Source organism: Burkholderia sp. AU45388, from assembly GCF_030481585.1.
GTDB lineage: Bacteria > Pseudomonadota > Gammaproteobacteria > Burkholderiales > Burkholderiaceae > Burkholderia > Burkholderia sola.
Map to the genome: position 1 here is coordinate 126087 of NZ_JAUJPV010000015.1, position 12113 is coordinate 138199.

12 protein-coding genes are annotated in these 12113 nt (G+C 67.8%); 11 read left to right on the plus strand and 1 reads right to left on the minus strand.

The window, feature by feature from the left end; all coding sequences use genetic code 11:
• Positions 1 to 31: 31 nt before the first annotated feature.
• Complete coding sequence (locus QZM72_RS22915) at positions 32 to 415, minus strand: hypothetical protein (protein WP_301739306.1); 384 nt, start codon at positions 413 to 415, stop codon at positions 32 to 34.
• A gap of 263 nt (positions 416 to 678) precedes the next feature.
• Here QZM72_RS22915 and QZM72_RS22920 point away from each other — a divergent pair, with 263 nt between their 5' ends.
• The 11 genes from QZM72_RS22920 (at position 679) to QZM72_RS22970 (ending at position 12109) form a co-directional block, all read left to right on the plus strand.
• Entirely contained in the window at positions 679 to 1305 is a 627-nt protein-coding gene (locus QZM72_RS22920; RefSeq protein ID WP_186038413.1) for a phospholipase D family protein, read from the plus strand.
• Between the two features lie 45 nt (positions 1306 to 1350).
• Entirely contained in the window at positions 1351 to 1599 is a 249-nt protein-coding gene (locus QZM72_RS22925; protein ID WP_186048565.1) for a hypothetical protein, read from the plus strand.
• 14 nt (positions 1600 to 1613) lie between these two features.
• Complete coding sequence (locus QZM72_RS22930; protein WP_301739307.1) at positions 1614 to 3611, plus strand: zeta toxin family protein; 1998 nt, start codon at positions 1614 to 1616, stop codon at positions 3609 to 3611.
• 8 nt (positions 3612 to 3619) lie between these two features.
• Entirely contained in the window at positions 3620 to 4036 is a 417-nt protein-coding gene (locus QZM72_RS22935; protein ID WP_301739308.1) for a hypothetical protein, read from the plus strand.
• Positions 4037 to 4089: 53 nt separating this feature from the next.
• On the plus strand, positions 4090 to 4488 hold the full coding sequence (bamE, locus tag QZM72_RS22940; RefSeq protein ID WP_052142817.1) for an outer membrane protein assembly factor BamE: 399 nt from the start codon (positions 4090 to 4092) through the stop codon (positions 4486 to 4488).
• A gap of 176 nt (positions 4489 to 4664) precedes the next feature.
• Complete coding sequence (locus QZM72_RS22945) at positions 4665 to 5087, plus strand: hypothetical protein (protein ID WP_301739309.1); 423 nt, start codon at positions 4665 to 4667, stop codon at positions 5085 to 5087.
• Positions 5084 to 5557, plus strand: a complete 474-nt coding sequence (locus QZM72_RS22950) for a protein-disulfide reductase DsbD N-terminal domain-containing protein (protein ID WP_301739310.1) — start codon at positions 5084 to 5086, stop codon at positions 5555 to 5557. Before QZM72_RS22945 ends, QZM72_RS22950 begins: the two co-directional genes overlap by 4 nt.
• Positions 5554 to 5910 (plus strand): hypothetical protein, encoded by a 357-nt coding sequence (locus QZM72_RS22955; RefSeq protein WP_301739311.1) that lies wholly within the window; start codon positions 5554 to 5556, stop codon positions 5908 to 5910. The genes QZM72_RS22950 and QZM72_RS22955 overlap by 4 nt, the downstream gene beginning before the upstream one ends.
• A gap of 42 nt (positions 5911 to 5952) precedes the next feature.
• Complete coding sequence (locus QZM72_RS22960; RefSeq protein WP_301739312.1) at positions 5953 to 11178, plus strand: YadA-like family protein; 5226 nt, start codon at positions 5953 to 5955, stop codon at positions 11176 to 11178.
• 14 nt (positions 11179 to 11192) lie between these two features.
• Complete coding sequence (locus tag QZM72_RS22965) at positions 11193 to 11861, plus strand: hypothetical protein (protein WP_186153245.1); 669 nt, start codon at positions 11193 to 11195, stop codon at positions 11859 to 11861.
• A gap of 35 nt (positions 11862 to 11896) precedes the next feature.
• Positions 11897 to 12109 carry a hypothetical protein gene (locus QZM72_RS22970; protein ID WP_017917850.1) on the plus strand — a complete coding sequence of 71 codons (213 nt, stop codon included), beginning with the start codon at positions 11897 to 11899 and terminating at the stop codon, positions 12107 to 12109.
• The last annotated feature ends 4 nt before the right edge of the window (positions 12110 to 12113 follow it).

Here is a 12113-nt window from a genome sequence, read left to right on the forward strand (position 1 = left end):
CGCTTAAGACATGAAAGACATGACTAACTCATCAACGCCGAAGAGGGTCGTTCATTCCATGGTATGGCTGCTTCCAGCTATTGGTGTAATCGTCTATCGAGCTGCTGGGCGTCGCGAAATTATCCCAGTCTCGGTTGCCGAACGAATCACCGGTTGCCAGATGGCCGAGCTTAACTGCAAAGGCAACCTGAGCCACGATGGCTATGGTGCAAGAGAACAGTGCGCCGAACGCCAGAATAGCAATGGAAAACTGCATCACGGTAGAGACGACCGACGCAACGAACAGGGTGACCAAGTAGCACCACATGATCTTCCGGTAGATCGTCCGACCGCTTCGCGACGCGATGAACGATGTAAAGACCGAGAAAACCACGGCAACCAGTGCAGCAATGAAATTGGCAAGTACGTAATCCATGATAAGCGTCCCCGTACGCAATTAATGTTGACGTTACGCCTCATTTGGCGTAGTGGCAAGCGAATCCGCTATAACACAATGGCGTGCGGCATTAATTCGCTCATGCCGCGTATTCGCAGATTTTCTGCGGTGAGCCGGATGCGACTTGCGGCGCTCACGATTCCCGCCCTGCTTCTTTGCGCCTGCGCCTCCGCCCACGGCGACAACGCCTGTTCCGCACCCTATGCCAGCGCCGGTCAGCACCTGCACGGCGGGAGGCCAGCATGAAAGGCTTTCTCGCTGTCGCGGCTCTCGCTGGCCTCGGCTACTACTTCCTGCACGACAGTGCGCTGCCTGATCTAGGCGGCTTGTCGACGTCCGTTGGGCATCTGGCGGGTGCCCTCAAGCGGCCGGTCGAAGGCGTCACCCATTCCGAAGCGTCTGCCTCGAGCGACCGCGCGTCCGTGCAATTCGCCACCTCGCCCGACGGCCAGGCCGAGGCACTCGTGCTTCGCGTCATCGACAGCGCACAGTCGGAGCTCGACGTCGCGGCCTACGAGCTCACCAACCGTCGAATCGTCACCCATCTGATCGACCGTGCCCGCGCCGGCGTCCAGGTGCGCGTGGTTCTCGACCGGTCCCAGCTCGACGGGCGCGGCTCCAAGCTCGGCGAGCTCGCCGCAGCTGGGATCCCGGTTCGGATCGACCTGACCGTACCCCTCATGCACGACAAGTTCATCGTCGCCGACAGCGACACCACGCAGACCGGCTCCATGAACTACACGCAGGCCGGCGCCTATCACAACGCCGAGAACGTCCTCGTCATCTGGCATCACCCGATCGTCGCGGCGGCCGTGCGCGCCGCGTGGACGCGGCTCTGGAACGAATCGAAGCCGTATACGGCGAGTTGATCGGCATGCGCCGCTCATCCCCCCACTTTGCTCAAGGAGAACACCATGCCTCACGTTGATTACGAAGTCGCCTGCCAAACGATCGGACAGCTGATTGCCCACCAGGTCGCGGTGATCGCCCAGGAAGAGATGAAGCGTGAGCCGGATGTCGCGCGCGCGACCACGGCCGAAGCCGAGCGCAAGGCACTGGTCGCCGCGCGGGATGCGCTCCAGCCGGATGACGCACCGGCGATCGCCACGGCCTTGGCGCTTTATGGCCCTCGTGCCCGCCAGCTGAACGCGGATCTCGCCTGATTCCGGAGCGCGACATGGACACGATCCCGGATCTGGTGATGCAACGTGCCTACGCCCGCGTGGAGCGCGAGGCGCTGGAGGGCAGTCGCGAGCAGGCGGCGCCGACCGCCATTCTCCTGGGCGGCCAGCCTGGCGCCGGCAAGACCGCGCTCGCGCGGCAGGCGATGGCGGAGCTCGGCGCGCGCGGCGGCGCCGTGCTGGTCGACGCCGACCGCATGCGCGAGAACCTCCCCCAGTACAGCCAGCTGCTTCGCCAGAACCCTCAACATGCCGCAGACCTGACCCACGTCGAGGCCGGCCGCTGGTCGGGGCGGCTGACCGATGCCGCGTCCGAAGCGCGTCGGAATCTCGTGATCGACGGCACGATGCGCAACCCGGAGAGCCTGCGCAACCTCGCGCGGCGGCTCAACGAGCGCGGTTACACGCTGGAGGTGCGCGGCGTGGCCATGCCGGGCGACGTGTCGCTGGCGCGCGCCCAAATGCGCACGGAGCGCGAGATCGCCACCACGGGCGTCGGACGGGTGGTCAATCCTCAGCAGCACGATCAGGCGTATGCCGGGATGGTCGAGACGGTCGCGCTGCTCGAGCGCGAGAAGGCGGTGAACCGGATCCTGATCGTGGATCGGCACCATCGCGAGATCTACCGCAACGAGCTGCATCAGGGCGACTGGCGCGAGCCGCCGGCGGCCGCTGACGCCATCGCGCGCGAACGCGGCCGGCCGATGACCCATGAGGAGATCGCGGACCACGCGGCGATGCTTGGCGACATCCTCGCGCTGCGCACCGCGCGAGGCGCTCCCTCGCCCGATATTGCCGACGTTGCCCTGCGTCGAGAGTACGCGGTCGTGGCGCGCCAGTCGATTGCACAGACAGCGCCCAGCCGGGCGCGGGCCGCAATCGAGCCGTCTTCCGATCGGAGCCTGCGCGAGGTCCTGCGCTCGATGACCCGCAACGTACCCAACCTCGGCGGCCATTATCCGGATCCCGTCGCTCAGGACATTGCGAACTCGCCCCATTTCGCCGCCCTCGAGGCGCGGCTTCGTGCGCTCGGTTTGACCCACCTCACGCCGCTGGACGCCGGCGCCTCGTCGGTGGTGCTGGTCGCCGACGACAAACACGTGGTTCGGCTCGGCACGGGCGAGCTGGTGCAGCGGCCGAAAATCTCCGAGGTGCTGCAGCCGGTGGCCAGCGGTGAGGCGGGCAGCTTGCGCTATGAGGTCATGCCGCGCGCGGACACCCGTGGCATCACGCCTGCCGACGCGGACCGGATGGCCGCGGCGCTCGAGCGCCAGGGCTACCACTGGGGTGACAAGGGCGCGGATAACCTTGGCGTGGTCAACGGTCGCGTCGTGGTCCTCGATCCGGGCGGTATTCAGCCGATGCGTGACGAGCGCCGCCACGAGCTGAGCCGCCAGGTGGAACCCGCCAAGGCCGAGAAAGCGCCGCAGCCGGATGGCGGTGTCGATACCGCCCGCGCCCCACGCCGGCGGGCCGTGGACCACGCGCGTGACGCCGAGCGCGGCAGGGCCTTCGACACGCTCGGCCGGGACCAGGCACTCGCCCTCTTCCCCGAGCTGGATGCGGCCTACCACCACCTCGAGACGCAAACCGAACTCGCTACGGTGCCGAGCTCCGAGATCCAGCGCGCGAACCTGTCGGAGCAGATCCACCGCGGCCAGCTTCCCGAGGGCGACGTGCCGGATGACGTGTCGCGCCGCGCGATCGGTCTGGCCGGCGATCGGCACAACCTGATCCTGCGTGATGCGCAGGAGCTGGAGCGCCACTACCGCGGCGAGGTCCTAGCCAACTCGTCCCACCACTCGCTCGTGAAGATCGGCCAGACGGTCGGGATCGTCTATCCGCGTGAGCGACTGTCGCGCGACATCGAGGTGGGCGAGCAGGTGGCGATCCACTACTCCCCGGACAGCGCCCTGCACCAGGTCAAGGACCACGAGCAGCACCTGGAGCAGGCGGAGCGCGTCCAGGATCACCAGCACTCGCTCGAGCGATAGGAGAGCCCATGTACCCCTTCACGCGAGCAAGGCGCGTTCGCGCCGTACCGCACTTCACGCGCCTCTATCTCGATGAGCGCCGACAGGTGCGGCTGCAGATGTGGACGAGCCCAAGGCTGCTGCGCATCGAGGCGAGCTGGGCCGTCCGCTACGTCGCTCAGTGGGTCGCACTCTGCTGGCTGGCGTGGGCGCCGTCGCTCTTTCTGTGGGCGCAATTGGTCGCCGGCGGGTTCGACCTGGATCGGCCGATCGCCTTTGTGCCGCGCGCCTGGCTCGCGATGTATGCCCTCACCGGCGCGGTTATCTCGCTCTTCTATGTCTGGTGGCGACCCTACATCAGCTACGTCGAACTGCAGGTGAGGCGTCACATGGACGACTGGTACCGCGCAGTCTGCGAGGCCGAGCGCGGCGGTCGCCTGTATTAGCCCGACGACACGACACCTTGTTTTCCCCTTTTCACCACAACACGAGGTAGACCATGAAGCTGACCCAACACGCACTGCTGATCGCCACCCTGTCCGCCGCCGCGCTGCTGACGGGCTGCGCAACCACGGGCAACGAGCATCTCGAATCGGCGACGCAGACGAGCGTGCAGAGCCAGATCACGCAAGGCAAGAGCACGAAGCAGGACGTCCAGGACGCATTCGGATCGCCGAACAAGACCACCTTCACCGATTCCGGTTTCGAGATCTGGACGTATGAACTCGCCCACGCGACGCCGCATGCCATCAACTTCGTGCCGATCGTCGGCGCCTTCGCGCACGGCGCAGACGTGCGCAAGAAAACCCTGACGGTGCTGTTCGATGACAGCGGCGTCGTCAAGAAATACACCTTCGCCGAGACCACCGACGTGGCCAAGGGCGGTATCGGTCAGTAATCGCAATCGCCCGTAGCTGTTTGATCCCCGGAAGTGTGTGTACCCATTTCGCACTTCCTTTGACGCCAGCCGGCTGGCCCGGCTGGTCTTTTTTGAATGAAACACTGCATAACGGAACGTCCTCTATGCGCATCCGCCCTCATCGACGGCCGGTGCAATGTCGCCACGTGATCGCCATGCTCGCGGTGCTGGCACTCGGCACCTCCGCAGGTGTTCCGGTCACCGCTGTCGACCAACAAAGTTTCCTCGACGGTATCGAGCCGGTGGTGGCCGGATTGCTTGTCGCCGCCACATTCTTCGCGCCGGCGCTCCGTCTCCGCTGCACCCAGCGCGGTTCATGGAGCGCTTTGCGCCGCGCTCAGCGCTATCTGCGCGACTTCGGTCTTTGCCTCTGCCTGCTCGGCGCGCTTGGGTTGGCCTTGACGTTCAACAAGGTCCACCCTGGAGCGCCGTTTGAGGCGCTGCCGGACGTCATCTTCGATATGTCCGCCGACACGATGCTCGGCGGCAGCACGATCTATCTGTGGGGTTTTGCCGCGCTGCCAGTCCTGCGTGGGGTGATGTGGATCGAATCGAAATTGATGCGAGGTGCGCGATGAGCGCCGCCCGTCGATCCATGCGCCGGCTTTTCGCAGCGAGCGCGCTTGCTTGTGTCCTGAGCTTTATGGGTGCGGTCGCCACCCAGGCGCAGGAGTTTCTCCCGCCGGATCAGGCGTTCCGCGTTCGGATGACCGAGGAGCCGGGCGTCGTTGTCTTGCACTTTGCGATCGCCGATGGCTATCGGCTGTATGGCGATCGCTTCCGCGTCACCAGCGACGACGGCCAGGCGCGGCTCGGTGCCATCCAGCACCGCGCTGGGAAGGTCGTGCCGGACCCCGCCGCAGGCCGGCCGGTGGAAGTCTTTGAGCACGCCGTCACGCTGCGCGTGCCGGTGAACGCTCATGACATGTTCGATCTGACCGTGAGCTACCAGGGCTGCGCAGTCAACCAGATCTGCTACCCGCCCATGCAACGGACCTTTCCGGTGATCGCAGCGGCGCTGTTTGGCCAGTCGGAGGTCAGCCGATGAGCCCGGTTCTGTCGCCCTTCGCGCGAGCGCTCGAGGCCCGGGTGCAGTACGCCTATGCCGTCTGCACGACCGACATCGGCTCGCCTGCGTGGTTCACCCATCTCGCGGCCGCACGGCAGCACGCGATTGCGCTCGGGCGAGCGCATGCCGCGCAGGACATCTATGAGTGCCCGAATTTGATCGCGGATATCCCGATGCTGCGCGCGGCCTACGAGAGCGCGGTGCTCGATATGCGCCGCAGCCGACTCGGCCAGGTCGGCGCTGAAGCACCTGAAAAGACACCCCTCTGTTCCCGGAATCTTGGCGGAAGACAGGAACAGAGGGCTCCAGGTCCTGCGCAAGCGCAGGCGTAAACGTCCCGTAATCCGGGATCTCGATGTTAAGCGGGGATTGTAATGAAAGTGAGGAAAAGACCCAAACGCACCGGGATATCGATCGCGATCGCCGCGGCGCTCGCATCGGTGTCCGGACAGGCGCCTGCGCAATCGCAAGGTGCCGGTGCGATCCAAAACGGCAATGGCGCCGTCGCGTCGGGCGATTATTCAATTGCCGAAGGCACGGCAGTCTCGTCGCTCGGCCTGCGCGCGGTGACCATCGGCTACAGCTCGACAGCCGCGGGCGATGATTCGATGGCGCTCGGGACGTCGGCCAGCGCGCAACTGAACGCAGTGGCCATCGGGAACACGGCAGTGGCGGGCTCGTATGCCACGGCGATCGGCTACAGCGTGACGGCCGCCGACCAGAGCAACATCGCGATCGGTAACGGCACGACGGCTGGCATCGATTCGAGCGGCGGGACCAGCCAAGCGAACCTCGCCATCGGGTTGAATGCGCTCGCGAATTCGCCCGGCACGACACAGGGTGGCGCAGTGGCGCTGGGGTTCAAGGCCACCGCCACGGGCACCAATGCGGTGGCCCTCGGTTCGTCGTCGGCCGCGCTGGCCCAGCAAGGCCTGGCGATCGGCACGTCCTCGATCGCAACGAATCCCCGCGACGTGGCCATTGGCGCGGGCTCTGTGACGGGGGCCGCGCATCCGCTCAGCAGCATCAATATCGCTGGCCAGGACTATGCCGTCGCCGGCACCACGTCGAACGGCGTGGTCAGCTTCGGGCAGTCCCGCTCCCCCCGCCAGATCACCAACGTCGCGGCTGGCTCGGTGACCGCGACGAGTACGGACGCGGTCAACGGCTCCGAGCTCTACCAGGTCGGACAGGCGCTGAGCAGTCTGTCGACCTCGAGCAGCCAGTCCCAGACGTCGCTCGCGACCGGCGTGGCGGACAACGCGACGGGCATCACCAGCCTGTCCACCGGTCTCGCTTCGCTCTCCACCACCTCGGCACAATCGCTGGCTTCGCTGTCGACCGGCCTGGCTGACACGGGCACCGCGCTTTCCGGCCTGTCCTCCAGCACTGGCAGCTCGCTCGCATCGCTCTCGTCTGGCGTGGCGGGGAATGTCTCGAGTATCGCGAGCCTCTCGACTGGCGTGGGCAGTGGCATGGCGTCGCTCTCCACGGGCCTGGCCGGCAGCACCTCGGCCATCGCGAGCCTCTCGACCGGTACGGCTTACAGCTTCGCCTCGCTGTCGACGTCGAATGCTCAGGCGGTCGCGAACCTGTCCACGAGCACCGCGCAATCGGTCACGTCGCTGTCGACCGGCATTGCTGCCAACGGCGCCAGCGTTGCGAGCTTGTCGACTGGCGTGGCGAACGGCTTCACCTCGCTCTCGACCGCCACGGATCTATCGATCGGATCACTGTCAACGGGCGTGGCCGGCAATGCGTCGGGCATCACCAGCCTGTCCACCGGACTCGTCAGCCTGTCGACGGCGGCGACGCAATCGATCGCCTCGCTGTCGACCGGCCTGGACAGCACCCATGCAGCGCTCAACAGTCTTTCCACCGGCACGGCCAGCGCGATCACCGGGCTTTCCACCAGCACCGGGATTTCCGTTGCGTCGCTGTCGACCGGCGTTGCCGGGAACACCGCAGGGATCGCCAGCTTGTCGTCAGGCATGGCAGAGGGATTCACGTCGCTGTCTACCTCCGCGGCCCAATCGGTAGCTTCCCTCTCTACCGGTCTCGCCGGGGCCGGCACTGCCCTGGCCAGCTTGTCGACCAACACCGCGGCGAACCTTTCGTCGCTCTCGACAACATCCGCTCAGGCGGTCGTCACGCTGTCCACGAGCACCGCGCAGATCGTCACATCGCTGTCGACGGGCGTGACGGCGAACGCCGCCGGCATATCGAGCTTGTCGACTGGCATGGCAAACGGGCTCACGTCGCTGTCCGCCTCGGCGGCTCAATCCGAGTCCTCGCTGTCGACCGGTCTCTCCGGCGCCAACACGGCGCTGGCCAGCTTGTCCACCGGCGCGGCACAGTCGATCACGTCGCTGTCGACGGGCGTGGCCAGCGACGGCACGACGATATCGGCGCTTCGGGCCGGCTTGAACGCCGGCACGATCGGCCTGGTGCAGCAAGCCAGCGGCGCCAGCGCAGGTGCGATCACGATCGGTGCGGGCACCGCAGGCACGGTCCTCGATGTCGCCGGCACGGCCGGCGCGCGCCAGGTGAAGGGCGTGGCCGCCGGTACCGACGCCTCGGACGCCGTCAACCTGCAGCAGCTGCAGAGCGTCGCCGCCCAGGCCGGCACCATTGGCGCCAGTGCCGTCGGCTACGACGACGCGTCGCATACGCGGGTGACATTCGGCACCTCAGGCTCGCCCGTCGCCCTCACCAACGTCGCCGATGGCGCCCTGAGCGCCAGCAGCACGGACGCCGTCACCGGCCGGCAGCTCTATGCGCAGCAGCAAGCCACGAGCGCCAACGCTGGCGCGATCGCCACGCTCTCGACGGCGTCCATGGCGGCCACCTCCTCGCTCTCGACCGGGATCGCCGGCAACGCCTCGTTGATCGCGGGCCTCTCGACCAGTACGACGGATGCGCTGGCGTCGCTGTCGACCGGCACCAGCCGCGGCCTGGCGTCCTTGTCCACCGGCTTGTCCTCGACCGACGCCACCGTCGCGTCGCTGCAGTCCGGGCTGGCCGCCGGCACCGTCGGTCTGGTCCAGCAAGCGGGCACCGGCTCTATCACGATCGGCGGCAACGCAGCCGGCACGGTTCTGGAGGTGGCCGGCACCGCCGGGGCGCGCCAGGTCAAGGGCGTGGCCGCCGGCAGTGACGCCACCGACGCCGTCAACCTCCAGCAGCTGCAGAGCGTGGCGGCTCAGACGGGCGCAGTCGGCTCGAGCGCCGTTGCCTACGATGACGCCTCCCACACGCGGGTGACGCTCGGGCTGATCGGCGCCGGCGCGCCGGTGACGCTCACCAACGTGGCCGATGCCGCCGTGTCGGCCACCAGCACGGACGCCGTGGCCGGCCGGCAGCTGTACGCCGCCGAGCAGGCGACCACGGCAGTCGGCAGCGCGATCGCCTCGTTGTCGACGTCCACCGACCAGTCGGTCGCCTCGCTCACCAGCGGGCTGGCCAGCACCACGATGGCGCTCGGCAGCCTGTCCACCGGCAGCGCCGCTGCGCTCACATCCCTGTCGACCGGCCAGGCCGTGGCCGAGGCCACGCTCGCCAATCTCTCGACAGGCACCGCGCAGGCCGTCACGTCGCTGTCCACGGGGCTGGCCACCAGCGGGACGACGCTGGCGGCTCTGCAATCGAGTCTGGCGGCCGGTACGGTCGGGATCGTGCAACAGGATGCCAGCACTGGCACCGGCCTGATCACGATAGGCGCGGGCACCGGCGGTACCGCCGTGGATTTGCACGGCAGCGCCGGGCCCCGCCAGGTCAAGGGCGTGGCCGCCGGCACCGATGCCACCGATGCCGTCAATCTGCAGCAGCTGCAGAGCGTCACGGCTGCCGTGGGCAACGTCGGCACCGGCGCCGTCGCCTACGACGACGGATCCCATTCGCGCATCACCCTCGGCGCACCGGGCGCCGGCACGCCGGTCGCGCTCACCAACGTCGCGGATGCCGCCCTGTCCGCCAGAAGCACGGACGCCGTGGCCGGCCACCAGCTCTACGCCACCAACCAGGCGATCGGCGCCACCGCGGCGGCCGTCTCGACCCTGGCGACCACCACGGGACAGGCGGTATCGTCGCTGTCCACCGGGTTGTCCGGCAATGGCGCGAGCCTGGCAGCGCTGCAGTCGGGGCTGGCCGCCGGCACTGTCGGCCTGGCGCAGCAAGCCGGTGGGCTCGCCAACGGCGTTATCCAGGTCGGTGCCGACACCGCGGGCTCTGCCGTGAACTTCGCCGGCACGGCGGGCGCCCGCCAGCTGAAGGGCGTCGCGGCCGGGACGGACGCCACCGACGGCGTCAACCTGCAGCAGCTGCAGAGCGTGGCGGCCGCAGTGGGGGCCGTCGGCGCTGGCGCGGTGTCCTACGACGATGCGTCCCGCACGCGGATCACGCTCGGCGCGCCAGGTGCCGGCATGCCGGTCGCGCTCACGAATGTGGCCGACGCGAACCTTTCGGCCAGCAGTACTGATGCCGTCTCCGGGCGCCAGCTGTACGCAACGAACCAGACTGTTTCCTCGCTGGCGGGCCAGCTCGCGGCCGGCACCGTCGGCCTCGTTCAGCAGGGCGCCAGCGGGATCACGGTCGGCGCCGCCACGGGCGGCACCACGCTCGATGTCAGCGGCACGGCCGGCGCGCGGCGCATCGCCGGGGTCGCCGCCGGCGTCAACGCCACCGACGCGGTCAATGTCGGCCAGCTGGACCAGGTCATCGGCACGGTCAACACGATCGCCGGCAACACGCTGTCCTATGACGACCCCACCAAGCTCAGCGTGACCCTGGGTGGTCTCGGTGCCGGCTCGGCGGTGACGATCCACAACTTGGCGGCCGGTGCGCTGACGGCGGCCAGCTCGGACGCGGTGAACGGGGCGCAGCTCTTCGCCACCAACGCGGCCGTCACCGCCAACACCAGCGCGATCAATGCCCTCTCCTCGCGCCTCGGCGCCATCCTGCCCTCGAGCTTCAGCCAGACCATCCCCGAGCCCGGGCAAGGCAGCCTGAAATACGCCGCCTTCAACAGCACCGGCGGCGGCTCGATCGCAACCGGCGCCGACGCGACGGCCATCGGCAGCAATGCGGCCGCCAGCGGCGATCGCAGTACCGCGCTGGGCACCGGCGCCGCCACGTCCGGCACGGACTCGGTTGCCGTCGGCAGCAACGCAAGCGCGACCGGCGCGAATGCCGTGGCGCTGGGTGCCGGCTCGGTGGCCGACCGCGACGACTCGGTGTCGATCGGCAACGCGGCGGCCGGAACGACGCGTGTCCTGGCCAACGTGTCCGCCGGCACGGCGCCGACCGATGCCGTCAACGTCCAGCAGTTGAACGACTCGGTCACGAACCTGAGCAACCGGCTCGACCACGATCGGCGCGACGCCAACGGCGGCATCGCCGCGGCCGTCGCGATCGCGAGCTTGCCTCAGGCGCCGGCACCGGGCCGAAGCATGGTCGCAATCGGCGGCGGCACCTACGGCGGCCAGTCCGCGATGGCGCTCGGGATCTCGACCTATGCCGGCCGGTGGATTCTGAAGGCGAACGGCTCGACCGACTCGCGCGGCACGGTCGCCGCCGGTGTTGGCGCCGGCTTCGTTTGGTAACCAAGGGGAAAACCATGAAATCGAAAAAACAGACCCAACGGGATATCGCCGCGGCCATCGGCCAGCGCCGCCTCGACGTGCCGATCGCCTTCTCGCGCGCCCTGCAGGCCCGCGTTGACTACGCGATGGCGATCTGCACTACCGATGAGGGATCCGACGCGCGCAACGAGCTTTTGAAGCGAGCACGCTACGGCGCACGGGATCTCGGTCGAGATCTCGTCCTGGTCGGCGCTCACGATCTGCAATGCCCCCGGCTGTTTGTCGACGTCCCGATATTGCAAGACGCCTTCGAGAGCGAGGTCCTGTTGACCGAGGTCGACCAAGCCCGTGATGCAGCCGAGTTAGCCGACGCCTTGGCGTCCGTGGATGCCGAGATGGCGCAAGAGCGGGCGGCCGACGAGCGGCGCACGAAGGTGAAGGCCGCGATCGCCGCCGGCGATTGGGCCGCGCTGGACCTGCCAACGCCCGAGGCCTTCGTGAAACTGCTGGCGGCCGGTGAATCGGCCGAAGCCGACGGCCACACCTTCGACTACATCGAGGGCGAAGGCCTGTGGTGCACCAACCCGTATGGCGTCGACGCGTACTTCGGGGAATCCATCCCGTCGATCGACTACGCCCGCGAGCTGCTCACCGCCATCGCGAGCGGCACGATCTTCGGCGATACGCCGCCGGGCAGCGATTGATCGCCCTCCTCCATCCGAACACGAGGATCCATCTCATGACCGATCAGATTTTCCGCAGTGGCAAGCCGGTGACCCCGCGCAGCATCGTGTCGGCGGCGATCGCCGGCGACATCTCCGCGGACGAAGCCGAGGAGCTCGTACAGCTGCTGATCGAGGCACGCGCGCGTGGCCTCGACGTTCACGAGCCCGCAAGGCGCAACGCTAACGCATCGTCGCGCGGGACGGGCAAACGCCTGGCCAGCGCATAACTCG